This is a genomic window from Blautia sp. SF-50, from assembly GCF_900101315.1.
Lineage (GTDB): Bacteria > Bacillota > Clostridia > Lachnospirales > Lachnospiraceae > Blautia_A > Blautia_A fusiformis.
Map to the genome: position 1 here is coordinate 41,168 of NZ_FMUW01000006.1, position 24,871 is coordinate 66,038.

The 24,871-nt window shown below is 44.3% G+C and carries 23 protein-coding genes; 18 read left to right on the plus strand and 5 right to left on the minus strand.

Annotation, left to right across the window (positions count from 1 at the left end; genetic code table 11):
• Window positions 1-137 precede the first annotated feature (137 nt).
• Together BLP57_RS05325 and BLP57_RS05330 are read left to right on the plus strand one after the other, a co-directional pair.
• Window positions 138-944: an alpha/beta hydrolase gene (locus BLP57_RS05325; protein ID WP_015525224.1), complete on the plus strand. Its 807-nt coding sequence runs from the start codon at window positions 138-140 to the stop codon at window positions 942-944.
• Window positions 945-1,075: 131 nt separating this feature from the next.
• A complete protein-coding gene (locus tag BLP57_RS05330) occupies window positions 1,076-1,900 on the plus strand; it encodes a TrmH family RNA methyltransferase (RefSeq protein WP_092069927.1) in 825 nt (274 codons plus the stop codon).
• 22 nt (window positions 1,901-1,922) lie between these two features.
• Here the strand turns inward: BLP57_RS05330 and BLP57_RS05335 are convergent, their stop codons facing one another.
• On the minus strand, window positions 1,923-3,461 hold the full coding sequence (locus BLP57_RS05335; RefSeq protein ID WP_092069930.1) for a PucR family transcriptional regulator: 1,539 nt from the start codon (window positions 3,459-3,461) through the stop codon (window positions 1,923-1,925).
• Window positions 3,462-3,661: 200 nt separating this feature from the next.
• Between BLP57_RS05335 and BLP57_RS05340 the strand changes: the two genes are divergently transcribed.
• The 8 genes from BLP57_RS05340 to queA all read left to right on the plus strand — a co-directional run bounded on the left by BLP57_RS05340 (window position 3,662) and on the right by queA (window position 9,443).
• Window positions 3,662-4,657, plus strand: coding sequence for a uroporphyrinogen decarboxylase family protein (locus BLP57_RS05340; protein ID WP_092069933.1), 996 nt, complete (start codon window positions 3,662-3,664; stop codon window positions 4,655-4,657).
• A 182-nt stretch (window positions 4,658-4,839) separates the two neighbouring features.
• Window positions 4,840-5,163, plus strand: coding sequence for a YlxM family DNA-binding protein (gene ylxM, locus BLP57_RS05345; RefSeq protein WP_015525222.1), 324 nt, complete (start codon window positions 4,840-4,842; stop codon window positions 5,161-5,163).
• 3 nt (window positions 5,164-5,166) lie between these two features.
• Window positions 5,167-6,519, plus strand: a complete 1,353-nt coding sequence (gene ffh / locus BLP57_RS05350; RefSeq protein WP_015525221.1) for a signal recognition particle protein — start codon at window positions 5,167-5,169, stop codon at window positions 6,517-6,519.
• Between the two features lie 45 nt (window positions 6,520-6,564).
• Window positions 6,565-6,810 (plus strand): 30S ribosomal protein S16, encoded by a 246-nt coding sequence (gene rpsP, locus BLP57_RS05355; protein ID WP_015525220.1) that lies wholly within the window; start codon window positions 6,565-6,567, stop codon window positions 6,808-6,810.
• A 55-nt stretch (window positions 6,811-6,865) separates the two neighbouring features.
• Window positions 6,866-7,096 carry a KH domain-containing protein gene (locus tag BLP57_RS05360; protein ID WP_092069936.1) on the plus strand — a complete coding sequence of 77 codons (231 nt, stop codon included), beginning with the start codon at window positions 6,866-6,868 and terminating at the stop codon, window positions 7,094-7,096.
• Window positions 7,097-7,155: 59 nt separating this feature from the next.
• A complete protein-coding gene (gene rimM, locus BLP57_RS05365) occupies window positions 7,156-7,662 on the plus strand; it encodes a ribosome maturation factor RimM (protein ID WP_059085894.1) in 507 nt (168 codons plus the stop codon).
• Window positions 7,663-8,415, plus strand: coding sequence for a tRNA (guanosine(37)-N1)-methyltransferase TrmD (gene trmD, locus BLP57_RS05370; protein WP_015525216.1), 753 nt, complete (start codon window positions 7,663-7,665; stop codon window positions 8,413-8,415).
• Between the two features lie 2 nt (window positions 8,416-8,417).
• Window positions 8,418-9,443, plus strand: a complete 1,026-nt coding sequence (gene queA, locus BLP57_RS05375) for a tRNA preQ1(34) S-adenosylmethionine ribosyltransferase-isomerase QueA (protein WP_092069939.1) — start codon at window positions 8,418-8,420, stop codon at window positions 9,441-9,443.
• A gap of 102 nt (window positions 9,444-9,545) precedes the next feature.
• Here the strand turns inward: queA and BLP57_RS05380 are convergent, their stop codons facing one another.
• A complete protein-coding gene (locus BLP57_RS05380) occupies window positions 9,546-10,670 on the minus strand; it encodes a CapA family protein (protein WP_021652645.1) in 1,125 nt (374 codons plus the stop codon).
• Between the two features lie 348 nt (window positions 10,671-11,018).
• On the opposite strand from BLP57_RS05380, the gene BLP57_RS05385 reads away from it, so the two are divergent.
• Window positions 11,019-11,864 carry a deoxyribonuclease IV gene (locus BLP57_RS05385; protein WP_092069943.1) on the plus strand — a complete coding sequence of 282 codons (846 nt, stop codon included), beginning with the start codon at window positions 11,019-11,021 and terminating at the stop codon, window positions 11,862-11,864.
• Window positions 11,865-11,867: 3 nt separating this feature from the next.
• Complete coding sequence (locus BLP57_RS05390) at window positions 11,868-12,404, plus strand: ribonuclease domain-containing protein (RefSeq protein WP_015525212.1); 537 nt, start codon at window positions 11,868-11,870, stop codon at window positions 12,402-12,404.
• 82 nt (window positions 12,405-12,486) lie between these two features.
• Here BLP57_RS05390 and BLP57_RS05395 read toward each other — a convergent pair whose 3' ends face one another.
• The 3 genes from BLP57_RS05395 to BLP57_RS05405 all read right to left on the minus strand — a co-directional run bounded on the left by BLP57_RS05395 (window position 12,487) and on the right by BLP57_RS05405 (window position 16,151).
• Window positions 12,487-13,473: a 2-hydroxyacid dehydrogenase gene (locus BLP57_RS05395; RefSeq protein ID WP_092069945.1), complete on the minus strand. Its 987-nt coding sequence runs from the start codon at window positions 13,471-13,473 to the stop codon at window positions 12,487-12,489.
• Between the two features lie 240 nt (window positions 13,474-13,713).
• A complete protein-coding gene (aroA, locus tag BLP57_RS05400) occupies window positions 13,714-14,988 on the minus strand; it encodes a 3-phosphoshikimate 1-carboxyvinyltransferase (protein WP_092069947.1) in 1,275 nt (424 codons plus the stop codon).
• Between the two features lie 71 nt (window positions 14,989-15,059).
• On the minus strand, window positions 15,060-16,151 hold the full coding sequence (locus tag BLP57_RS05405) for a prephenate dehydrogenase (RefSeq protein ID WP_092069949.1): 1,092 nt from the start codon (window positions 16,149-16,151) through the stop codon (window positions 15,060-15,062).
• Between the two features lie 405 nt (window positions 16,152-16,556).
• On the opposite strand from BLP57_RS05405, the gene BLP57_RS05410 reads away from it, so the two are divergent.
• From BLP57_RS05410 to BLP57_RS05435, 6 genes are all read left to right on the plus strand, one after another.
• The gene (locus tag BLP57_RS05410; protein WP_015525208.1) at window positions 16,557-17,279 is read left to right on the plus strand and encodes a phosphatase; all 723 of its coding nucleotides are present in this window, start codon (window positions 16,557-16,559) and stop codon (window positions 17,277-17,279) included.
• A 149-nt stretch (window positions 17,280-17,428) separates the two neighbouring features.
• A complete protein-coding gene (locus tag BLP57_RS05415; RefSeq protein ID WP_092069951.1) occupies window positions 17,429-19,519 on the plus strand; it encodes an elongation factor G in 2,091 nt (696 codons plus the stop codon).
• Between the two features lie 159 nt (window positions 19,520-19,678).
• Window positions 19,679-19,849 carry a hypothetical protein gene (locus tag BLP57_RS05420; protein ID WP_015525206.1) on the plus strand — a complete coding sequence of 57 codons (171 nt, stop codon included), beginning with the start codon at window positions 19,679-19,681 and terminating at the stop codon, window positions 19,847-19,849.
• A complete protein-coding gene (locus tag BLP57_RS05425) occupies window positions 19,846-20,853 on the plus strand; it encodes a LacI family DNA-binding transcriptional regulator (protein WP_092069954.1) in 1,008 nt (335 codons plus the stop codon). The genes BLP57_RS05420 and BLP57_RS05425 overlap by 4 nt, the downstream gene beginning before the upstream one ends.
• A gap of 219 nt (window positions 20,854-21,072) precedes the next feature.
• Window positions 21,073-22,749 (plus strand): glycoside hydrolase family 13 protein, encoded by a 1,677-nt coding sequence (locus BLP57_RS05430; RefSeq protein ID WP_092069957.1) that lies wholly within the window; start codon window positions 21,073-21,075, stop codon window positions 22,747-22,749.
• Window positions 22,750-22,763: 14 nt separating this feature from the next.
• Window positions 22,764-24,755 (plus strand): glycoside hydrolase family 31 protein, encoded by a 1,992-nt coding sequence (locus BLP57_RS05435; protein WP_092069959.1) that lies wholly within the window; start codon window positions 22,764-22,766, stop codon window positions 24,753-24,755.
• The last annotated feature ends 116 nt before the right edge of the window (window positions 24,756-24,871 follow it).

The following is a 24,871-nucleotide window of genomic DNA, read 5'->3' on the forward strand; positions in this document are numbered from 1 at the left end:
TAAAAATCATATAATTGCTGATAATTAGTAATAGGAGTTATCAAAATACAGATTTCATGATATGATAAACCTATCAGATAGCGTGAGACATATAATGGGGATATGTATCTCGCAGCAAGAAAAGGGAGGTTTTTATTATGGGTGAAAGTATGATCACATCGTTTGACGGAACGAAACTGTATCTGAAAAAAGAAACGGCAGCAGACAATAAAGCGGTGATCGTGATTGTCCACGGACTCTGTGAGCACCAGGGCAGGTACGATTATTTTGCGGAAAAACTTCATGAGGCGGGAATAGGAACCTATCGTTTTGATCACAGAGGACATGGACGGTCTGAGGGTGAAGAGACTTTTTATTCAGATTTCAATGAGCTTCTGGACGACACCAACGTAGTTGTGGATATGGCAATTGAAGAAAATCCGGATATCCCGGTATTTCTTCTGGGACACAGCATGGGCGGATTTACGGTTTCTCTGTACGGAGCCAAATATCCGGACAAAAAACTCCGGGGGATCATTACCAGTGGTGCGCTGACCGCAGATAACGGCAATCTGATACGTGGTGTGCCGGGAGAAATGGATGTACATACGCGCCTTGCCAATCAGCTGGGGTCAGGTGTATGCTCTGTACAGGAAGTGGTAGACTGGTACGGAAAAGATCCATACAATAAACAGTCCTTTACAGCGGGGTTATGCTATGCGATCTGCGACGGACTTGACTGGTTCAAAGAGAAAAAAGCAGAGTTCCATTATCCGGTCCTTATGACACACGGCGAGAAAGACGGTCTGGTAAGTGTACAGGATACCTATGATTTCTTTAAAGAAGCAGGATCAAAAGACAAGCAGATGAAGATCTACGGCGGACTTTTTCATGAGATCCTGAATGAGTATTGTAAAGATGAAGTGATCGGGGATATGATCCGGTGGATGGAAGTGAGGATCTGAATATAAACAAATTGTTTTACAAGTAGCAGCAAAGCCAGGTGGAAACATATAGCACCTGGCTTTCTTTTGCAAAGAGATTCTGTTACAATAGCAGGATGAAAACAAGAAGACAGAACAGGAGAAAAATAAACATGTCAAATATCATAGAAATCACAGATTTCAACGCTTCGGAGCTGGATGTATATGCCAGGATCTCGGAGATACAGCTTTTGAACCGGGCAGAACCGGAGAAGGGGATCTTTATTGCGGAGAGCCCGAAGGTTATTGAGAGAGCTTTGGATTCCGGGTGCCAGCCGATTTCTTTTCTGGTGGAACATAAACATGTTGAGGGTGAGGCAAAAGAACTCATCCGTCGTTGTGGAGACATTCCGGTTTATACGGCAGAATTTGATGTGTTGACGCAGCTGACCGGATTCAAGCTGACAAGAGGAATGCTCTGTGCAATGCGCCGGCCGGCGCTTCCTGATATAGTCGATATATGCAAAAATGCCCGCAGGATTGCAGTTCTGGAAAATGTGGTAAATCCTACTAATATAGGCGCGATCTTTCGTTCTGCGGCGGCTCTTGGGATGGATGCGGTGCTGCTGACACCGGGGTGCAGCAATCCATTGTACCGCCGTGCGATCCGTGTCAGCATGGGAACCGTATTCCAGATACCATGGACATTTTTTGATGAAAAAACAGAGTGGAAAACAGAAGGAATCCGGTCTCTGAAAGCGATGGGATTTAAGACGGCAGCCATGGCTCTTAGGGAGGATTCCTTTGATATTGATGATCCTCATCTGATGGCAGAAGAAAAACTGGCAGTAGTTCTTGGAACAGAGGGGGATGGCCTTGCTTCGGAGACCATTGCGGACTGTGATTATACAGTATGTATTCCAATGGCACACGGTGTGGATTCACTGAATGTGGCGGCAGCCAGTGCAGTTGCATTTTGGCAGCTGGGAAAACGCTAAATATTTAAGAGAGTTCCCGTTTTTATGATCTTGCATTCTGGTTTTCTTCTTCCATATCCATCAGATGAAAAGAAAGCAACAGATACAGGATCTCGTTTCTGTCTGTAAGATCTGAATCCAGAAAAGCTTTGATCTTATCCAGACGATAAAGAAGAGTACTTCTGTGGATAAATAAAGCGCTGGCAGTATGAGAAATGTTCTGGTTGTGCTCCAGAAAACAACGCAGTGTTTCATAGAGATGAGATTGCTTTGCCTCATCCTTATATTTCATTGACAGAAGCTTTTCGTGACAGACCATGTAAGCAGGAAGCTTTTTGGTTGCCTGTTCCAGAATATAGGGCAGAGCGATGGAGTCAAAATAGTGGATACTTTCTGCGGGATTTTTGCGTTTTCCAACCTGCAGGGTAACAGAAGCCTGCGTGTATTGTCGGTGGAAATTAAAATGTCCAAGCATCTTCCGGCTGTATCCGGCGCTTAACATGCTGCTTTTGATAAAACCCTCGATTTTATCGGAAATCTCATGGATAGTCAGAGTGCAGAGATCCAGATTGATAAAAAGCACAGCATTGCCTTTATGTTCCGTGGCACAAGTGGCAGGAATTGTATTTTCCAGATAGTTACAGATGGCATTAAGGGTCAGATTTTTCTGGTCGATCAGTCCGGTCTGGATCAGGATACATTGATACATATGGGAAGAAAGCCATCCCACATTTGTCAGCTGCTGACTGATTTTTACATAATCAGCTCCGGGATCTGTCAGAATGGACATAAAAATCTGATGAAGAGGAAAAGCTTTATCCCGGCTGTGCATGATACCTGTGGAAAGTGCATGGGATACCATCTGGGAAAGGTACTCCAGAACAAAACCAAACGTATCATCCAGGGGAACCTCACCTTCGGAAAACATCAGCCTGTATACTGCTTTATCATTATTGGAGATATTTACGCAAAGAGAAGGAGCAGTAAGGCCATTTCCCGGATAATAAAAATATCCGGTTTTATAAAAAGCCTCTTCGTAATGAGGATCCTGCTTCAGGCTGTCCACAATAGCCCAGGAATTTTCAGTGGAACCCAAAACAGAATTGGAAAGATCACTTAGATTCCAGTCTCTGGAGGCAATGATAGTAAAATCCATACCGATCAGCATCATTGGATTGGGAATAATGGAAGCTGTAAGATCCAGAAGCTCCTGGATAGATGCGTTCCGGAGACGGGAATCCATCAGGGACTGATTCCACTGATCATAGAGGATAAAAATATCCTGAATCCTGTTAAAGACAATATTGACTGGAATATCTTCAGGGATGATACACATGTTTGGCTGAGTTAATTCGTAGTTCTGATAGATTTTTCCAATCATCAGGAACAGAATATTTTTGGGATGATGAAAAGTGAGCTGAAAATCCGGATCTGTGATAAGGTAAACACGTCCATCCTGAAGAACGGTGTTCTTTTCAAAGCAGGAAGGGCAGGAAAGGGTGGGGGATGTATCCAGCCTGGATGTATGCATGGAAAATGATTTCTGCAGGTGATAGCATATGAGTTTTGCACTGAGTTTCAAGGAAAATCCTCCTTCCTATATTTTGTAGGGAAAAACAGAAATAATAGCCATATTATGTGGAATTGTGATTCTTTTGATTTACAGTATAATAGAATCATAAGGAAAAAACAAGTGCAGAAACAAGCCTTTTATGTTGGGGTGTGGCAAAACAAGTGCGGAAAAAAGGCTTTCCTGCATAATAACGTAGAGGAGGTGCGTTTATGTTAACAAAAAGACAAAATATGCTGGAAGTGATCCGCGGAGGAAATCCGGATCGTTTTGTAAAACAGTATGAGGGACTGACATTTGTTCTGAATACTCCATATCAGACGAAGTATCCGATGATGCCGGAAGGACCTGGTGCACCAACAGTAAAATGCGGATGGGGATATTATAATTCCTGGCCTGCAGGAACACCGGGAGCGTTTCCGCTCCATGATCCGGAGCATCTGGTATGTCCGGACGTTGCAGAGTGGAAAAAATATGTAAAGGCACCGGACATCAACTACACGGCAGAGGACTGGAAAGAATGCCAGGAGACAGTTGCCGGAATTGACCGGAATGAAACCATGGTTACTGCAATGGTTGCACCTGGAGTTTTTGAGATGTGCCATTATCTCTGTGAGATCCAGAATACCATGATCAATTTCTACGAAGAGCCGGAAGCCATGCATGAACTGATCGAATATATTACAGAGTGGGAACTGAAATGGGCAGAGCAGATCTGCACCTATATGAAACCGGATGTTGTCTTCCATCATGATGACTGGGGAACACAGAAGTCTACATTTATCAGTGTGGATATGTTCCGTGAGTTCTTTATGGATTCTTACAAACGTATTTACGGATATTACCATGATCATGGTGTTGAACTGATCATCCACCATAATGACAGCTACAGTGCAACATTGGTTCCGACAATGATCGAGATGGGAATTGATGTATGGCAGGGCTGTATGTCAGTTAATGATCTTCCGAAGCTGATCAAAGAATATGGAAAAGATATCACATTTATGGGTGGTATCGATAACGGTAAAGTAGATCGCTTTGACTGGAATCAGGAAATGATCGAAGAGTCAACAGATCAGCTTTGCAGAGACTGTGGTAAGTTTTATTTTATTCCGTGCACCACTCATGGCCTGAATTTCTCATGTATCCCAGGTGTATATGAGGCAGTGGATCAGGAAATCGATAAAATGACAAAGGAAATGTTTTAATCGACGCATAAGACTTATTAATAAGAAGTAAATAGAATAACAAAGGTCGGAAAAGCCTGCAAAACCCAGAAGAAAAGTGCTTTTCCGGCCTTTTTTGTGAAATTCAGGAAAAAATAAATTTGTAAAGCAAAAACCCTTGACAGGTGTGGCGGAATCGTGTATGATAGCCAAGGTGATTACAGATGGAGAAATTTGTAGAGCAGACATTTTTATTTGATTTTTATGGAGAGCTTCTGACAGAGAGGCAGCGGCAGGTGTACACCAGTGTGGTATTTGAGGATTATTCCTTAAGTGAGGTTGCTGAGGAACTTGGCATCAGCAGACAGGGTGTGCATGATATGATCAGACGGTGCAATCGGACGTTGGAAGAATATGAAGAGAAGCTTCATCTGGTCGAGAAATTCCTGAACATCCGCAGTCAGGTCATAAAGATCCATGAACTGGCTGACAAGTACCACGCCGAAGATATTGCGGCAATTTCCAATGTGATATTAGAGGAGTTATGATCAATGGCATTTGAGAGTTTAACAGATAAACTGCAGAATGTATTTAAGAAGCTGAAGGGCAAGGGCCGTCTCACAGAGGCTGATGTCAAGGTAGCACTGAAGGAAGTTAAGATGGCGCTTCTGGAAGCGGATGTTAACTTTAAGGTCGTTAAGCAGTTTACGAAATCCGTTCAGGAAAAGGCTATCGGACAGGATGTTATGAATGGTCTGAATCCGGGACAGATGGTGATCAAGATCGTAAATGATGAGCTGGTCAACCTGATGGGAAGTGAGACAACAGAGCTTCCAATCAAACCGGGAATGGATCTTACCGTTCTTATGATGGTCGGTCTTCAGGGTGCAGGTAAGACAACGACGGTTGCCAAGCTGGCAGGCAAACTGAAATCCAAGGGAAAGAGACCACTGCTTGTGGCCTGTGATGTTTACCGTCCGGCAGCGATCACACAGCTGCAGGTAAACGGTGAGAAACAGGGCGTCGAGGTCTTTTCCATGGGAGATAAGCAGAATCCCGTGGATATTGCAAAAGCAGCTATCGAGCATGCGAAATCCAATCAGCAGAATGTTGTGCTCATCGATACAGCAGGACGTCTTCACATTGATGAGGATATGATGCAGGAGCTTGAGGATATCAAAGCGAATGTGAATGTAGATGCTACAGTGCTTGTAGTTGATGCCATGACAGGACAGGATGCAGTAAATGTGGCGCAGAACTTTTCTGACAAAGTCGGCATTGATGGTGTGATCCTGACTAAGATGGACGGTGATACACGAGGCGGCGCTGCGCTTTCCATTAAAGCCGTGACCGGCAAACCGATCTTCTATGTCGGTATGGGAGAGAAGCTTTCAGATCTGGAACAGTTTTATCCGGAACGTATGGCTTCTAGGATCCTTGGAATGGGCGATGTAATGAGTCTGATCGAGAAGGTGGAAGCATCTGTGGATCAGGAACAGGCTCAGGAGATGCAAAAGAAGCTGAAGAAAATGGACTTCGACTTCAATGATTATCTTACCAGCATGGAGCAGATGAACAAGATGGGTGGTATTTCCAGTATCCTGAACATGCTTCCCGGAATGGGCGGTAAGATGAAGGATATCGAGGGTATGATCGATGAGAAGGCTATGGACCGTACCAAGTCCATCATTCTTTCCATGACACCTCAGGAGAGAAGTAACCCTAACATTCTGAACATCTCACGCAAGAACCGTATCGCCAGAGGCGCCGGAGTGGATATTACAGAAGTAAATCGTCTTGTGAAGCAGTTTGAGCAGAGCAAGAAGATGATGAAACAGATGCCGGGATTAACAGGCGGCAAGATGAATATGGGAAAAAGAGGCGGCTTTAAGCTTCCCTTTTAATAAATAACAATAAATTTTCAGAAAGATAATTGGAGGAAAACAAAAATGGCAGTTAAGATCAGATTAAGAAGAATGGGACAGAAGAAAGCACCTTTCTATAGAATCGTAGTAGCAGATTCTCGCTGCAAACGTGACGGAAGATGCATCGCAGAGATCGGAACATATGATCCGAACCTTGACCCAAGCGTATACAAAATCGATGAAGAGGCAGCAAAAAAATGGCTTGCAGCTGGTGCTCAGCCTACAGAGGTAGTTGCTAAGCTTCTTAAACTTGCCGGAATCGAGAAATAATACCTGACAGATTTGGATCTGTGGCCTCAATGAGGCAGGAGCAAGGAGGTATGTAATGAAACAACTTGTAGAAGTAATTGCAAAATCTCTTGTTGAAAATCCGGATGAAGTAGTCGTTACTGAGACTGAAAAAGACGACGCGATTGTTGTTGAACTGAAGGTCGGATCGGCCGATATGGGTAAGGTTATCGGAAGACAGGGCAGAATTGCCAAGGCAATCCGTACTGTTGTGAAAGCGGCTTCTTCAAAAAGCAGCAAAAAAGTGATTGTAGATATTCTGCAATGAAAAAGAGACAGGAGCTGTGGATTCCATGGCTCCTGTTTTTACTCTGAAAGGGAGCAAAAATGGAAGATTTATTAAAGGTAGGAGTTATTACAACGACCCATGGCGTCCGTGGTGAAGTAAAAGTTTTTCCGACAACGGATGACGCAGAGCGTTTTCTTGATATTGAATATGTGCTTCTGGACACAGGAAAAGAGCTTCGCAGACTGAATATTCAGAATGTAAAGTTTTTTAAAAATCTTGCGATCCTGAAGTTTGAAGGCATTGACAACATCAATGATATTGAAATGTATAAGGGCCGTGAGCTTTGGATCCCACGTGAAGAGGCACAGGAGCTTGGCGAGGACGAATATTATGTGGCGGATCTCATCGGAATGGAGGTACTTCTGGAGAATGGGGAGAAATTCGGAGTGCTCCGTGATGTGATGGAGACCGGCGCCAATGATGTTTATATTGTAGATCGTGTGGATGGCGAGGAAATCCTGCTTCCTGCGATCCATGACTGTGTTCTTGATGTGGATGTGGAAAAAAATACCATGACTGTACATTTGATGAAAGGGCTTGTTTAAATGAATTATCATGTACTTACATTATTTCCGGAAATGATCGAGAATGGAATGAACACAAGTATTACAGGCCGTGCCATTACAAAGGGACTGTTATCACTGGAAGCGATCAATATACGGGATTTTGCATTCAATAAGCACCAGAAGGTAGATGATTATCCTTATGGCGGCGGAGCCGGAATGCTGATGCAGGCGGAGCCGGTATATCTGTCTTATGAATCCATTGCAGAACGTATTGGAAGGAAACCCCGCGTGATCTTTCTGACTCCTCAGGGAAAAACCTTCAATCAGGATATGGCAAAAGAGTTTGCCCTGGAAGAAGACCTGGTTTTCCTCTGTGGTCATTATGAGGGAATTGATGAGCGTGTTCTGGAAGAAATCGTAACAGACTATGTTTCCATTGGTGATTATGTACTTACCGGAGGAGAACTTCCGGCTATGGTCATGATGGATTCTATTTCCAGAATGGTACCAGGTGTTCTGAATAATCAGGAATCCGGTGAGACGGAATCCTTTTCCGGGAATCTTCTGGAGTATCCCCAGTACAGCCGCCCGGAGGAATGGCATGGCAAAAAGGTTCCGGAGGTGCTGCTTTCCGGACACCATGCCAATGTGGATAAATGGAGAAGAGAGCAGTCTATCATCCGTACAGCCAAATGGAGGCCGGATCTTTTACCAAAAGCTGATCTGACCAACAAAGAGTGGAACGAGGTCCGCAGGCTTCGCAAACAGTGGAAAGAGGAAGTGGAAAAATAATTATGAAAACATCAGATTTTTATTATGATCTGCCGCAGGAACTGATCGCTCAGGATCCGCTGGAGGACAGAAGTTCTTCCAGACTGATGCATCTGTCCCTGAAAGATGGAAGTATCGAACATCGTCATTTTACCGATATACTGGATTACCTGCATAAGGGAGACTGTCTTGTGATCAATGATACCAAGGTTATCCCGGCACGTCTTTATGGTCACAAGGAAGAAACTGGAGCGCTGATCGAGATCCTGCTTCTGAAACGCCGCGAAAATGATATCTGGGAGTGTCTTGTAAAGCCGGGAAAAAAAGCACGTCCCGGTGCAAAGATCACTTTTGGTGACGGTATCCTGAAGGGTGAGATCATTGATATTGTAGATGAGGGAAACCGTCTGATCCAGTTTTATTATGAGGGGATTTTCGAAGAGATCCTGGATCAGCTGGGAGAAATGCCGCTGCCGCCGTATATTACCCACAAGCTGAAGGATAAGAACCGTTATCAGACTGTATATGCAAAGAATGAGGGATCTGCTGCCGCACCTACCGCAGGACTTCACTTCACGCCGGAGCTTCTTGAGAAAGTAAAGGAGAAGGGTGTGAATATTGCACATGTAACTTTACATGTAGGTCTCGGAACCTTCCGCCCGGTAAAGGTAGATGATGTAGAAAAGCACCACATGCACTCGGAGTTTTATATTGTGGAAGAAGATCAGGCAAAACTGATCAATGATACAAAGAAAAACGGCGGAAGAGTGATTTCTGTGGGAACTACCAGCTGCCGTACCCTGGAGTCCGCAGCCGGAGAGGATGGAATCGTGAAGGCCGGAAGCGGATGGACAGAGATCTTTATCTATCCTGGATATAAATTCAAAGCTATCGATGGACTGATCACCAATTTCCATCTGCCGGAGTCCACGCTTCTGATGTTGGTTTCAGCCCTTGCCGGAAAAGAACATATTATGGCTGCTTATGAAGAAGCTGTTAAGGAAAGATATCGTTTCTTCAGTTTCGGGGATGCCATGATGATCGAATAAGATTTAAAATTACTTTTTATATAAATAATATCCCAACGGATCGCAGCATGGAAACATGCATTATTACAGGATCTGTTGGGATATTATTTTTTGTTATGCTATTTATTCTTCACTGTCAGAGCCTTCCGATGTAGCGGATGAAGAATCCGCGGCAGGAATCGCAGCACTGCATTCCTCTATCTTGGATTTGATCCTGGATGCCTCATCTCCGGATGCAGGAGTTGGCTGATAATTGTTGTAGCCATCTGCGGAAGAAATAGAACATGGAATGATATTGGTCACGTTATCAGCCTGTACGCCTTCTGAGGTGACAGTGAAGGTCTGCTGGAAGATCATGGTGTCCATATCACTTGGAGAACTGTTTCCTCCAAAACAGAAATTGCCAAGACTGTAGACGATGTTTTTTCCTTTATAGGTTTCGATTCCCTGGAGTACATGCGGATGATGGCCACATACCAGATCTGCACCTTCATCGATAGCAAGACGGCCAAGGGTCATCTGATTGGTATCAGGAACTGTTTCAGTCTCATTGCCCCAGTGGAAGATCACAACTATAAGCTCTGCTCCATCTGCTTTGACCTTTGCGATATTATCTTTCAGCTGCTGTTCGCGTCCAAGATGATCCTTCAGTTCATAAATTCCGACAAGACCAACTTTGATTCCCTTGATGTCCATAACTGCAGTATCATCATAACCGAAGTGTGTAATGCCTGCATTATCCAGAGCAGTCAGAGTATCCGTGTAGCTCTGCTCTCCGTAATCATGGCTGTGATTGTTTGCAGTGTTTACGGCTTCAACGGAACCGCTGGTGAGTATCTGAGCATATTCGGCAGGTGCTTTAAATGCAAAGGTTTTATCTTCTCTGGCATCGGAATCGGTGAGGGTTCCTTCAAAATTGGCAATTGTCAGGTCATCTGCCTCAAAGATGCTTTTTACATTCTTAAAGAAATAATCTTTGCCGTTGTTATCGTAGCATGCGTTCAGACTTGTGTCATAATCAAAGGTCTCATCGGTACCCAACGTGCAGTCCCCGACTACGCTGAGCGTCAGTGAAACGGGATCTTTCACAGCAGCAGCTTCTTCTTTTGCCTTTTTTGCGGCCTCCTCTTCCTGTGCCTTCTGCAAAGCGGCGGCTTCTGCAGCTTTCCGGGAAGAAATGCATGCACGTGCGGAAAAAATGATCACAAGAACAAGTATGATCAGGATCCCGCCAGCTGCAAGAAACATTTTCTGACGACGTACCTGGTAATATCTGGATTTTTTGCTGATGTCATTCCTGCGAGTCCCAGTGGAATGTGAACGGGAATTACGGGATGCAGAACCAGAATGCTTCCGCCGTACTTCTCGTGCTCTGGCGGCTTCTCTGCGTGCCTGCTCCGGATCATGGCCATGAGGCGGCCGCCTTCGATTGTCGTTTGCCATTCTTTCTCTCCTTCGTATGTAAAGATATCTTTATTATAGAAAGAATGGTAAGTATTGTAAAGAAAGAATCGCGGACTTTTCAGAAAAAGAAGTTTTTGATATAATAATGAGGCCAAAAGGCAGAAATATAAACTACAGGGAGATGGTGCTGATATGATATTATATATCGGAAATCATACAAGTTCGTCCAAAGGCTATGCTGCCATGGGGCGTCAGATGCTGAAAAACGGTGGAAACACGTTCGCTTTTTTTACCCGCAATCCCAGAGGAGGCAAGGCAAAAGAGATCGATCCTGCAGATGTGGAAAGATTTCTGGAGCTTTCCAGGGAAAATCATTTTGGAAAGCTGGTGGCACATGCACCGTATACCATGAATGCCTGTGCCGCAAAAGAAAATCTGAGAGATTTTGCAAGAGAGATCATGGCAGATGATCTGAAACGTATGGAATATACACCGGGAAATTATTATAATTTTCACCCGGGCAGTCATGTAGGGCAGGGAACTGAGACGGGAATTACCAAAATTGCGGAAATCCTCAATGATGTCCTTACAGAAGAACAGAGTACGACCGTCCTTCTGGAAACTATGTCTGGCAAGGGTTCAGAAGTAGGAGCAACGTTTCAGGAGCTTCGTGATATCATTGACAGGGTGGAAAAAAATAATAAACTGGGTGTCTGCCTGGATACCTGTCATGTATGGGATGGCGGTTATGATATTGTCCATGATCTGGATGGTGTTCTTGATGAGTTTGACCGGGTGATCGGCCTTTCCAGATTGAAGGCTGTTCATCTTAACGACAGTATAAACGGACTGGGCAGTCATAAGGATCGTCATGCAAAGATCGGCGAAGGTCAGATCGGCCTGGATGCACTTGTGAATGTGGTGTGCCATCCGGCTCTTGAGGGAATTCCCTTTATTCTGGAGACACCAAATGATGATGAAGGATGGAAAAGAGAAATTGCACTTTTACGAGAACGATATTCCATGAAAGGAGATTGATCCATGAAAAAGTTCAGATATTTTATCCTGGTGCTTGCCGGGGTGGCAGCGATGATGCTGGGAGGCTGCAAAGATAAGGAAAAATATGACGAATCTGCTTTTCAGGATGACCTGGAACCTCTGAGTGAGGATGAAGTGGAGGCCATGGACCAGAATGGTGACGATGAGATGGCAGTAGCTGATGAAAGCGACCTGGAGCAGCTGCAGGATTCTGAAAATGCTGCAGGATCAGGAGACACAGATGGGTCCGCTTCATCGGATGCAGCAGACTCACAGAGCGAAAAGAAACTGGATGAAAATGGCACCTATACAGATAAAGATGAAGTGGCCCAGTACATTTATGAGTATGGCCATGTACCCTCCAATCTGACTGCTGCAGACTATGATAATGCAGACAGTATGCTTCCGGTAGAGGAGGGCGTAACCTATCAGCAGTGCAGCCTTGATGATGCAGGGAAACAGAAGCTGATCTTCACTCAGGATGCAAAGCGCATTTATTACACAGACGATGACGGACAGTCTTTTGACGAGATCTATTAAAATCAAAAGAACAAAATAAGACCCCCGGATACAGATAAACGATCAGTATCCGGGGGATTTTGCATGTCAGGTCTGAGACTGATCAGTGGACCAGATTTTTCATTTCAGCTCCATCCATAAAAGTTTTTGCGTTTTCCAGGGTTGTCTCCGCAATATTGGTCAGTGCTTCTACCGTAAAGAATCCCTGATGTGAGGTCATGGTCACATTTGGGAAGGACAGAAGACGCTGGATCGTGGAAGTAGGAAGAATGCTGCTTGACATGTCTTCATATACATATGCAGATTCTTCTTCGTAAACATCCAGACCAACGGCGAAGAATTTGTGATCACGGATACCTGCGATCAGGTCATCGGTTTTGATCAGTCCGCCTCTGGAGGTATTTATAAGGATCACACCATCTTTCATTTTTGCAATCGTTTCGGAGTTGATCAGATGCTCTGTTTCCGGAGTCATCGGACAGTGCAGACTGATCAGATCACTGGTGGAAAGGAGTTCGTCCAGTGAAACATACTCCAGAAAGTCAAGATTTTTATTAGGGAAAAGATCATAAGCAATTACCTTCATGCCAAAGCCGCGGCAGATTTTTGCCATTGCCTGACCGATTTTTCCGGTGCCGATGATTCCGGCTGTTTTCTGATAAAAGTTAACGCCCATGAGACCGTTCAGTGCAAAGTTATTTTCACGGCATTTGATATATGCCTTGTGGGTGTGCCGGTTGGCGGTAAGAGCCAGTGCCATGGCGTGTTCGGCAACTGCTTCCGGAGAATAACCGGGAACACGTGCCACCTGGATCCCGCATTTTGCTGTAGTTTCCAGATCAACATTATTGTATCCGGCACAGCGCATCAGGATCAGTTTTACACCCTGGCGGTGAAGTTCTTCAATGACCGGTGCGCCGAGATCTGCATTTACAAATGCACAGATGGCATCGTAGCCGTGGGCAAGAGCTGCGGTTTCTTCATGGATATTTGCTTCAATGAATTTAATTTCAATGCCTGGATAAGATGGAAGCAGCTTCTCAAAAAATTCCCTATCGTAGCTCTTGGTGTCATAAAACAAAATTTTCATAATCGTTGCTCCTCTCTGGAAATAATTATTTTCCGAAAAAATAATACCATAATAGTAGGAATTTGGAAAGTGGGAAAAATGATAAAATTTATCAAAAAAATGGTTTCATTTTGGAATTATGATATCCATAATAAATAAAAATTATACGAAATACAAAAAAAGAGAGCATTTTATGCACTGTCATCTGATGGAACAGATGTTGTGATACATGAAAATGCTCTCTGTCTGGATATAAGATAATTATTTTGCCAGACTATAAAGATCGGAATAGAATTCCGGATAGGAGATGTTGACACATTCTCCGTTTTTGATGGAAAGTGTTCCCTCACAAAGCAGTCCTGCTACTGCAAAAGACATGGCTACACGGTGATCCAGATGAGAATCGATCTCTGCGCCATGAAGGGCTTTTCCACCATGAATGATCATGCCATCTTCGGTTTCCTGGATATCTGCGCCCATTTTCCGAAGATTTTCCGTCATAACCTGGATGCGGTCGGACTCTTTGACACGAAGCTCCTGTGCATCCCGGATAACAGTGGTTCCTTCTGCAAAAGCTGCCATAACGGCGATCATCGGAAGTTCATCGATCAGAGTAGGAATGATCGCGCCTTCTATTGTGGTCCCGTGAAGCGCAGAGGAGCGGATCAGAAGATCGGCAGTAGGTTCGCCCTCTGTGGTTTCATTGAGAAGAGTGATATCTGCTCCCATGGCCCTGCATACACGGAGGATGCCGTCACGGGTCGGATTGATCCCCACATTTTTCAGAAGGATCTCACTGTTGGGAACAAGAAGACCTGCTGCAATAAAATAAGCTGCAGAAGAGATATCTCCCGGAACCAGGATCTCACGTCCGTAAAGAGATGGGTCCGGTTTGATGGATGCTGTTGTTCCCTCTGCGGTTACATTGGCGCCAAAGTAATTCAGCATGATCTCCGTGTGATTTCTGGAAAGGACCGGCTCTGTTACACGGGTAATGCCGTCAGAGTACATTCCGGCAAGAAGTACGCAGGATTTTACCTGGGCAGATGCTACCGGAGAATTGTAGTGGATGGCATGGAGCTTTTTTCCGGAGATCTTAAGCGGTGCACATCCGTTTCCGTTGAGACTTACGATATCGGCACCCATTTGGGAAAGCGGAGTCATGATCCGTTTCATAGGGCGTTTCTGGATGGAAGCATCGCCGGTAAGCTCTGATACAAAGTCCTGTCCTGCAAGGATCCCGGAGATGAGGCGGGTGGTAGTACCGCTGTTACCGACGTCAAGAGTCTCTGACGGAGCACAGAGACCATGGAGACCTTTTCCGTGGACCAGAATCTCTCCTTCTGTATTTTCAATGTTAATACCCATTTTCCGGAAACAGGAAATAGTAGAGAGACAGTCTGCACCCTCCAGAAAATTTGTGATTTTGGTAGTGCCTTCTGCAAGAGAGCCGAACATGACAGCTCTGTGAGAAATGGATTTATCTCCGGGAATGGCAAGAGAGCCGGATAATTTTTTTGCTTTTTTGATTTCCATATTAGTACCTGCCTGTATTGTTATTTTTGAAATACATGGCAGCAGATCGGATATCTGCTGCCGTTTATATATCAGCGTTCGCAGATCTTGTAATTACGTTTTGTAAGAAGCACTTTAGCCTGCTCCAGAGCTGCGTCTGTATAAAATTCGATCTTCAGAACGCCATCTTCAAATTCTCGGTTGTGGATAATACCGATATTTTTGATGCTGACCTTTTCTGTTGCAAGGATGGTTGCAATGGTTGCAATGGCACCGGCCTCATCTGCCACATCGATATAAAGGACATAGGAGCGGGGGATCAGGCTGTTGTCTACAATGTCAATGGAGTCACGGTAATCCTTGGAGCTTGCAAACATGTCAAAGATGTTGTCGGCTTCTTTGTTGTCAATGGAACAGCGGATCTGGATCAGCATACGGATAAATTCATCCAGAACCGTGGAAATGTTTTTCTGATTTTCCAGACAGATCTGTTCCCACATAACCGGTGAAGAAGAGGCAATACGTGTGATATCACGGAAACCGCCGGCTGCGATCATTTTCATATACTGGGCGTCGTTATCCAGAAGATTTACAAGATTTACAAGAGCGGAGGCTACGATATGAGGAAGGTGGCTGACTCCTGCCGTGATGAAATCATGTTCTTCTGCAGTGATAACAAGGGGGATCGCACCAAGAGAGGAGATCAGTTCTGTGAAATCAGAAATTTTTTCCAAAGCAACTTCTCCTCCCGGAGTGATGATATAATAAGCATTTTCCAGAAGATGATCACTGGAATTGGAAAAACCGCTGCGTTCGGAGCCTGCCATAGGATGACCGCCGATGAAGCGTCCTTCAAGTCCGAGCTCGGTTACTTTTTCGTGGATAACGCTTTTTACACTGCCTACATCTGTGAGGATACAGTTCTTTCCAAGAGAATCTTTGATCTTTTCCATGTATTCCACATTAAATTCTACAGGTGCACAGAGAAAAAGATAATCACAGTTATGTAACTGCTCATCGTCAATATCGCAGATCCCGTTGATCACGTTTAAACTGACTGCCTCTGCCAGAGCACTTCTGTCTTTGTCAAAGGCAAGCAGGCGATAATCCGGGTGAAATTTTCGTATGGTTCTGGCAATGGAGCCGCCGATCAGTCCAAGGCCGATAAAACCTATGGTTTTCATAGTACTTCAGAGTCCTTTCAGGTTACTTTTTACTTTTATTCTTTAATAGTGTAAATCACGACTATATTGTAAAAGAAAGTGTGAAAAATGTCAACAAATGTTAGCGGAAACAGGAAGGCCATTTTTATAGCTGTTTACCGGTAATGTTTTGCGAACAGGGAAGAGTAATAGAAAGTTACTGTTCATTGGTAATATTCCGCGAGGTGTTTTTTGTGAGCGAAGGTCACGGAAAACCCGAGACATACCGCGTGAATTTATGCGATCAGCATAAATTCTGTGCATCGCGAAGCGTGTTGCTGAGAACGGAGTGAACAGTAACAATAGAAAAAGGCTTGAGAAATCGGAGATTTCGGACGTATAATATAATAAGAAAAAAACAATATAAGATACAGAGGAGAATTTATCATGAAATATCAGTCAGTTATGGATCTTCACACACATACCGTAGCCAGCGGACATGCATACTGCACACTTCGCGAGATGGCCAGGGCTGCTTCCGATAAAGGTCTTGAACTCCTGGGAATCACAGAGCATGCACCGAAAATGCCCGGAACCTGTCATAAGTTTTATTTCCAGAATATAAAGGTAGTACCCCGTGAAATGTACGGGATCCAGCTGCTTCTGGGTTCGGAGGTAAATATCCTGGATGCGGCGGGAACGGTAGATCTTGAGCAGAAAACTCTGGAGAAGCTGGACGTGGTCATTGCAAGTCTTCATGTTCCATGCATCAGACCAGGCAGCAGACAGGAGAATACGGAGGCCTATCTTAATGCTATGAAGAATCCGTGTGTCAATATCATCGGACATCCGGATGACGGAAGATACGAGGTTGACTATGAGGCGCTTGTACAGGGAGCCAGAGAATACGGTAAAGTCCTGGAGCTGAACAATCACTCCATGGACCCTGACTGTAACCGTGAGAATGCAGTGGAGAATGATACCATCATGCTGGAATACTGCAAAAAATATCGGGTACCTGTGGTTATGGACAGTGATGCCCATTTTGACCTTCTGATCGGGGAATTTGATCTTGCCAGAGACCTTCTGACCAAACTGGATTTTCCGGAAGAGCTGGTACTGAACCGTTCTGTGGATGCCGTGAAAAAGTATGTAAACCGGAAATTCTGAAAGATAGACGACTGTTCTGTGTTAATTGACGGTAATACGAAAAACTTTCTGAAAAAAAGTTGTCAAAATTGAATAAAATACTTGAAATTTGCATGGAAATTTAGTAAAATGTGAACATATTAAGTAAGACAAACAGGGAGGTATTACATATGGACGTTTTCAGAACAGACCGAATCAGAAATGTAGTCCTATTAGGTCATGGTGGCGCAGGCAAAACAACACTGGCTGAGGCAATGGCTTATCTGGCAGGTATGACCAGCAGACTCGGACGTGTTGAGGATGGCAATACTGTCAGCGATTATGACAAGGAAGAAATAAAGAGACATTTTTCCATCACAACTTCTTTGATTCCGGTACCATGGGATAAGATGAAAGTAAATGTGCTGGATACACCTGGATATTTCGATTTTGTGGGAGAAGTAGAGGAAGCAGTCAGTGCCGCAGATGCAGCGATCATCGTTGTTTCCGGTAAGGCCGGTGTTCAGGTAGGAACACAGAAGGCATGGAATCTCTGCGAGAAATATAAACTTCCGCGTATGATCTTTGTTACAGATATGGATGTGGATGATGTCAGCTATCGTGAGGTTGTGGAAGAGCTGACAGAGCTGTATGGCAAGAGAATCGCTCCCCTTCATTTTCCGATCCGTGAGGACGGCAAGTTCGTAGGATATGTCAATGTTGTGAAACAGGCCGGAAGAAGATACATTGACAAGGCCGGCAAGGAAGAATGCCCGGTTCCTGATTACCTGACCGAATACCTGGAGAAATACCATGAAACTCTGATGGAGTCTGTTGCAGAGACCAGCGAAGAATTTATGGATCGTTATTTTGAGGGAGATACCTTCTCCGTAGCAGAGGTTTCCGCCGCTATTGCAACCAATGTACAGGATGGAAGTATTGTTCCGGTATGCATGGGATCACCGGTGAACCTTCGCGGTGTATCTAACCTTCTGGATGATATCTGCGGTTACTTCCCAAGCCCAAGCGGACGTTCCTGCAATGGTATCGCACAGAAGACTAACGAGATCTTTGAGGCCAATTATGACTTTGCCAAGGCAAAATCGGCCTATGTATTTAAGACCATCGCGGATCCGTTCCTTGGTAAATATTCTCTGATCAAGGTATGCTCCGGTGTGCTGAAATCCGATGATACACTTCTTAATGTAGAGAAAGGAACAGAGGAGCGTGTAAACAAGCTTTATGTCATGGAAGGTTCCAAACCGATCGAAGTTCCGGAGCTTTTTGCAGGGGATATCGGTGCCATTGCCAAGCTTGGCAGTGTACAGACCGGTGACAGCCTTGCAACCAAGGCGAATCCGATCCTTTATCCGAAGGCTGTACTTTCCACACCATATACATATAAGAGATTTAAGGCAGTGAAGAAGGGCGATGAGGATAAGATCGCACAGTCCCTTGCCAAGATGATGACAGAGGACAGAACTCTTAAGGTTGTCAATGACAGTGCTAACCGCCAGAGCCTGATCTATGGTATGGGCGATCAGCATCTGGATATCGTTGTCAGCAAGCTGAAAGAACGCTATAAAGTAGATGTGGAACTTTCCAAACCGAAGGTTCCGTTCCGTGAGACACTTCGCAAGAAGTCAGATGTAGAAGGCAAACATAAGAAACAGTCCGGCGGACACGGACAGTATGGTCATGTTAAGATGCGCTTTGAGCCATCCGGCGATCTGGAAACACCTTATGTATTTGAGCAGGTAGTTGTAGGTGGTGCAGTTCCGAAGAATTACTTCCCGGCTGTTGAGAAGGGACTTCAGGAATGTGTTCTCAAGGGACCTCTGGCTGCATATCCGGTTGTTGGTGTGAAGGCAACCCTTTACGATGGATCTTATCATCCGGTAGATTCTTCTGAGATGGCATTTAAGATGGCAACGATCCTTGCCTTCAAGAAGGGCTTTATGGAGGCTTCTCCTGTACTTCTTGAGCCGATCATCTCCATGAAGGTTACCGTTCCGGATAAATATACCGGTGATGTTATGGGTGATCTGAACAAGAGACGTGGCCGTGTTCTTGGAATGAATCCGGATCACGAAGGAAATACCATTATTGAGGCAGATGTTCCGCTGCTTGAGATTTATGGTTATTCCACAGTACTTCGTTCCATGACCGGTGGAAGCGGAGATTTCTCCTATGAGTTTGCACGCTATGAGCAGGCTCCGAGTGATATCCAGGAGAAAGAAATCGCAGCACGTGCAAGTAAGGTCGACGGCGCTGACGAATAAACAGAGATATTTTTTGAGGGCAGAATAAAGAGTTGACAGGCTGCAGCATTTGCTGTAGCCTGTTTTTAGATGCATTCGTGAATAAGCAGTCAGAGAAACGAATTGTGCTCATACAGGTTATTGAAGTATGAGCAAAAAAGAAAAGAGAGAGGACAAAAAATGTTAGTATGTGATTATATCGTGGAACAGATTGACGGAGATTATGCACATTTGAAGCGTGTGGACCAGCCGGAGGAGGAACTGAAAGTAGTTGCCAGAGCATTACTTCCGGCAGAAATCTATGAGGGCTGTGAGCTTCATTATGAGCTGATGCAGTATTCAATGAAATGATAAGGCTGCAGGATATCGCGGATATGGCAGGTGTCAGTCGTACAACCGTATCCAATGTGATCAATGGAAATACAAAACGGGTTTCACAGAGCACCATTGACCGGATCACGGCGATCCTGAAGGAGCAGAATTATGTTCCCCACATGGGATCTGTGATGCTATCCGGACACGGCTCAAGGATCATTGGAGTGGTTCTTGGTTTTTCCTTCATTCATGGTATGCAGTCTCTGCAGGATTCTTTTGTGGGAGAGATCACCGGAACGCTGCAGGTCGAAGCAGAAAACAGAGGCTATTATATTATGCTCATTGGCGGTGAACGGATCGATAATGTGGTAGATATGGCATCCCGTTGGAATGTAGAGGGTCTTATCATTATAGGGTATAATGAAGAACAGTATCATCAGCTTTCCAGAAAGCTGAATAAAAAAATGGTATTGATCGATGCCTATCCGAAGGGTGGATATAGCTTTCAGAATGTAGGAGTGGATGATTATTCCGGCGGATATCAGATCGGGGAATATCTGTATTCCTGTGGATACCACCGGGCACTTTTTGTTGCGGAAACAGAGCAGGACAGTGATTATGCCAGATGGCTTGGATTCAAACAGGCTATGGAAAAAAATGGCGGTTTCTGCAGCCGCTCCCGCTATGTGGTGGTTCCCCAGGAACCCCGGCGCAGACTGAAAAAATATGAAGAGCTGCTGCCTCATTTTCTGGAGACAAAGGCACTGGCATTTTCTTCGGATTACACAGCTGTGGAGGCCATCAATTTTTTTACAGACAGGGGAATCCGGATTCCGGATCAGATTTCCATTACCGGCTTTGATGATAATTTTTATGCGCAGATCGTCAGGCCAAAGCTGACCACCATTCATCAGGATGTTCATCAGAAAGCAGTTCTGGCCTTGCGGAAGCTGCTTCTTATGGCAGAGGGAAAGGAACCTGCCGAAAAAAATGTAAAAAGCCCTGTCTGGCTTGTAAAGAGAGATTCTGTAAAAGAGTAGCAGGATCTCTTTTTTTATGTTGTGATGACTTTTCCTGGCACATCATCGAAATACGGTTGGAAATTATTTTTAGAGGCCAGTAGTGCTTTATTGTTAAAACTGCATAAAAAAAACAGAAAAGTTTGGCAGTAATTTAAGTTTCACGAGAAACTTATTGATTTTAAAGGTGGGATAGGATATGCTGATTTCAGAATCAACAGAAAAAGGAGGCAATTTACCATGAAAAAAAACTGGTGGAAAGAAAGCGTGGTATATCAGATCTACCCGAGAAGTTTTAAGGACAGCAACGGAGACGGAATTGGTGATATTCCCGGGATTATAGAAAAACTGGACTATCTGAAAGAACTGGGAGTAAATGTTCTCTGGATCTCACCCATGCTGGAATCTCCGCAGGATGACAATGGCTATGATATTTCCGATTACCGCAGGATCTATAAAGAATATGGAACCATGGAGGATTATGAAAAGCTTCTTGAAGAAGCGCATAAACGGGGCATTAAGATCCTCATGGATCTGGTCGTAAACCATACTTCCGATGAACACAACTGGTTTATTGAAAGCAGGAAATCCAAAGATAATCCTTACAGGGATTACTATATCTGGAGAGAGCCGGTGAATGGAAAAGAACCGAATAACTGGGGAAGTGCGTTCGGAGGACCTGCATGGGAGTATGATCCTCAGACAGAGATGTATTATCTTCACCTGTTTTCAAGAAAACAGCCGGATCTGAACTGGGAAAATGAAAAGGTTCGTCAGGAAGTTTACGATATGATGAATTTCTGGTGTGAAAAAGGAATCGACGGTTTCCGAATGGACGTGATCAGCATGATCTCCAAGGATCAGTCATATCCGGATGGAGAAATGAATGGAGGATTATACGGTGATTTTGGTCCTTACTGCGTCCATGGCCCGAGGGTCCATGAGTTTCTTCAGGAAATGAACAGAGAGGTTTTATCCCGATACGATGTGATGACAGTTGGAGAAACCTCCGGTGTGACTATCGAAGAGGCACAGAAATATGCAGGTGAGGACAGGAATGAGCTGAACATGGTGTTTCAGTTTGAGCATGTAGAGGACCAGGGATCAGACCATGGTAAATGGACTACCGAGAAATACGATTTCCAGGAATTTAAAAAGGTTATGATCAAATGGCAGGAAGAGCTTGCGGGAAAAGCATGGAACAGTCTGTTTCTTGGAAATCATGACCAGCCAAGAAGTGTTTCCAGATTTGGAAATGATAATCCGGCATACAGGGAAACTTCAGCCAAGATGCTGGCAACCTGTCTTCATATGATGCAGGGAACTCCTTATGTTTATCAGGGAGAAGAGCTTGGAATGACCAATGCTTATTTTACAGAGCTTAAGGATTATCGTGATATCGAGAGTATTCAGTATTTCCATGAATATACAGAAGCAGGTATTTATACACCGGAATATATGATGAAGTGCCTGATGCTGAGAGGACGTGACAATGCCAGAACACCAATGCAGTGGGAGGATTCTCATCAGGCCGGCTTTACGGAGGGAACGCCATGGATCAGGGTAAACTCTAATTATAAGGAGATCAATGCGAAGCAGCAGCTTTCAGATCCGAATTCTATTTTCCATTATTATCAGAAGCTGATCCGTTTAAGAAAAGAAAAACCGGTGATCGTTTACGGCACTTTTGAGGCACTTTACAGAGAGCATGATCAGATTTTTGCATATACCAGAACCCTTGAGGGAGAGAAGCTTCTCACAGTCTGCAATTTCAGTGAGCATGTGGCAGAAATGGAAATTCCGGAAGAATTTCAGAAAAATGCAGAATGTCTGATCACAAATCTTGGAAGAAAGGATTTTGGAAAGAAAGTGGTCCTGAAACCTTATGAGGCATTTGTTCTTTACAGAAATCTGTAACAGGAGAGGGAAAAATGATAAAAAAATATGTATATGGAGAGCCCTTTGAGACTGAGGCACTGACAGAAAACATTGAGACAGCAGAAGGAAAGCCAGGATATGGAGAAATCTGTGCAGAAGATGGATTTTCTTTTACTTATATCATGGATGAAGAGGATATCGTCTACGGATTGGGAGAATCCAACCGCGGTATCAACAAGAGAGGATTCATTTACACCAGTAACTGTACCGATGATCCGGAGCATACAGAGGATAAACATTCCCTGTACGGTGCACATAATCTTATCATTGTGTCCGGAAAAGAAACCTTTGGAATGTTTTTTGACTATCCGGCAGCGATCACCTTTGACATTGGCTATACCAGAATGGATACCATGAAGGTAACCTGCGAAAATGCAGACCTGAAGCTTTATGTGATCGAAGGGGAGAGTCCCTATGATATTGTAAAGCAGTTCCGTCATGTGATCGGAAGAAGCTATATCCCGCCGAAATTTGCCTTTGGATTTGGCCAGAGCAGATGGGGCTATACTACAAAAGAGGATTTCCGGAAGGTTGCAGCTGGATATCGTGAAAATCATATTCCTATTGATATGATCTATATGGATATTGATTATATGCAGTCTTATAAGGACTTTACATTAAGTGAAGAGAATTTTCAGGATTTTCCGGAATTCGTAAAGGAACTGAAGGATCAGGATATCCGTCTGATCCCGATCATCGATGCCGGCGTCAAGGTAGAGCCGGGATACGATGTTTATGAGGAGGGTGTCAAAAACCACTACTTCTGCCAGAGAGAGGACGGCAGTGATTTTGTAGCTGCTGTATGGCCGGGGGATACTCATTTTCCGGATGTATTGAACAAAGATGCCAGAAAATGGTTCGGTGACAAATACCGTTTCCTGATCGAGAAGGGAATCGACGGTTTCTGGAACGATATGAATGAGCCGGCGATCTTCTATTCCACAGAGGGAATGAAAGAGGTCAAAGAGCTTGCAGGAGAATTTGCAAAAGATACGGAAGGAAAGATCCATATCTGGAAGATGCAGAGTGCACTTCGCAATGTTGCAAACAATCCGGAAGATTATCGGAGATTTTACCATAATGTGGATGGCAGAAAGATCCGGCATGACAAAGTCCATAACCTGTTTGGCTACAATATGACCAGAGCAGCAGGGGAGGCTTTTGAACGGATCGATCCGGAAAAACGTTTTCTGATGTTCTCCAGATCATCCTATATTGGTATGCATCGTTATGGTGGGATCTGGACCGGCGATAATAAATCCTGGTGGGCTCATATCCTTTTGAACCTGAAGATGATGCCATCTCTGAATATGTGTGGTTTCCTGTATGCAGGAGCAGATCTGGGTGGATTTGGCGCTGATACAACAAGAGAACTGCTGCTTCGTTTCCTGGCACTTGGAGTATTCACACCGCTGATGCGTGATCATACAGCGATCGGTACCAGAGAGCAGGAATGCTACCAGTTTGAAAATGTGGAAGATTTCCGTCATGTGATCGGTGTAAGATATCGTCTTATTCCGTATCTTTACAGTGAATATATGAAGGCGGCTCTGAACGATGATATGTATTTCCGGCCGTTGGGCTTTGTTTATCCGGAGGATAAGATTGCTGTACATGTGGAAGACCAGCTGCTTCTTGGAAATGAGATCATGATCGCTCCGGTTTATGAACAGAACGCAAGAGGCCGTTATGTATATCTTCCAGAGGAGATGAAGTTTGTGAAATTCCTTCCGGATGGAACCATTGCAGAGGAGATCCTTGAAAAGGGTGTTCATTATGTAGAGGTGGCACTGAATGAGATTCCGTTGTTTATCCGGAAGGGAAAATGTATTCCGGTTGCAGAAGCAGCGGAATGTGTGGCAGCTCTGGATACAAAAAATATGCAGCTTCTCGGATATGAAGGTGCGGAGTATACCTTATATGAGGACGATGGGGTCCATAAGGATTACGACAGAGAAGAAAATTACCGTGTTCTGAAAAAATAAAGTCAGCAAAATGAAATATAAATTTCTGTGTTACATCATTTACGTTAAACAGTATAAAGAATACAGGATGTGAACAGTTGATAAACAGAAAAGCCGTAAGTATATGTGAAAGTTTC

Excerpts from the sequence above, each read along its gene's own strand:
- ffh (WP_015525221.1), top strand. The coding sequence starts at position 5,167 with ATGGCATTTGAGAGTTTAACAGATAAACTGCAGAATGTATTTAAGAAG.
- BLP57_RS05325 (WP_015525224.1), top strand. The coding sequence starts at position 138 with ATGGGTGAAAGTATGATCACATCGTTTGACGGAACGAAACTGTATCTG.
- trmD (WP_015525216.1), top strand. The coding sequence starts at position 7,663 with ATGAATTATCATGTACTTACATTATTTCCGGAAATGATCGAGAATGGA.
- BLP57_RS05410 (WP_015525208.1), top strand. The coding sequence starts at position 16,557 with ATGAAATATCAGTCAGTTATGGATCTTCACACACATACCGTAGCCAGC.
- BLP57_RS05340 (WP_092069933.1), top strand. The coding sequence starts at position 3,662 with ATGTTAACAAAAAGACAAAATATGCTGGAAGTGATCCGCGGAGGAAAT.
- BLP57_RS05385 (WP_092069943.1), top strand. The coding sequence starts at position 11,019 with ATGATATTATATATCGGAAATCATACAAGTTCGTCCAAAGGCTATGCT.
- BLP57_RS05390 (WP_015525212.1), top strand. The coding sequence starts at position 11,868 with ATGAAAAAGTTCAGATATTTTATCCTGGTGCTTGCCGGGGTGGCAGCG.
- BLP57_RS05430 (WP_092069957.1), top strand. The coding sequence starts at position 21,073 with ATGAAAAAAAACTGGTGGAAAGAAAGCGTGGTATATCAGATCTACCCG.
- BLP57_RS05425 (WP_092069954.1), top strand. The coding sequence starts at position 19,846 with ATGATAAGGCTGCAGGATATCGCGGATATGGCAGGTGTCAGTCGTACA.
- BLP57_RS05395 (WP_092069945.1), bottom strand. The coding sequence starts at position 13,473 with ATGAAAATTTTGTTTTATGACACCAAGAGCTACGATAGGGAATTTTTT.
- rimM (WP_059085894.1), top strand. The coding sequence starts at position 7,156 with ATGGAAGATTTATTAAAGGTAGGAGTTATTACAACGACCCATGGCGTC.
- ylxM (WP_015525222.1), top strand. The coding sequence starts at position 4,840 with ATGGAGAAATTTGTAGAGCAGACATTTTTATTTGATTTTTATGGAGAG.
- BLP57_RS05330 (WP_092069927.1), top strand. The coding sequence starts at position 1,076 with ATGTCAAATATCATAGAAATCACAGATTTCAACGCTTCGGAGCTGGAT.
- rpsP (WP_015525220.1), top strand. The coding sequence starts at position 6,565 with ATGGCAGTTAAGATCAGATTAAGAAGAATGGGACAGAAGAAAGCACCT.
- BLP57_RS05360 (WP_092069936.1), top strand. The coding sequence starts at position 6,866 with ATGAAACAACTTGTAGAAGTAATTGCAAAATCTCTTGTTGAAAATCCG.
- queA (WP_092069939.1), top strand. The coding sequence starts at position 8,418 with ATGAAAACATCAGATTTTTATTATGATCTGCCGCAGGAACTGATCGCT.
- BLP57_RS05380 (WP_021652645.1), bottom strand. The coding sequence starts at position 10,670 with ATGTTTCTTGCAGCTGGCGGGATCCTGATCATACTTGTTCTTGTGATC.
- BLP57_RS05405 (WP_092069949.1), bottom strand. The coding sequence starts at position 16,151 with ATGAAAACCATAGGTTTTATCGGCCTTGGACTGATCGGCGGCTCCATT.
- BLP57_RS05435 (WP_092069959.1), top strand. The coding sequence starts at position 22,764 with ATGATAAAAAAATATGTATATGGAGAGCCCTTTGAGACTGAGGCACTG.
- BLP57_RS05420 (WP_015525206.1), top strand. The coding sequence starts at position 19,679 with ATGTTAGTATGTGATTATATCGTGGAACAGATTGACGGAGATTATGCA.
- aroA (WP_092069947.1), bottom strand. The coding sequence starts at position 14,988 with ATGGAAATCAAAAAAGCAAAAAAATTATCCGGCTCTCTTGCCATTCCC.
- BLP57_RS05415 (WP_092069951.1), top strand. The coding sequence starts at position 17,429 with ATGGACGTTTTCAGAACAGACCGAATCAGAAATGTAGTCCTATTAGGT.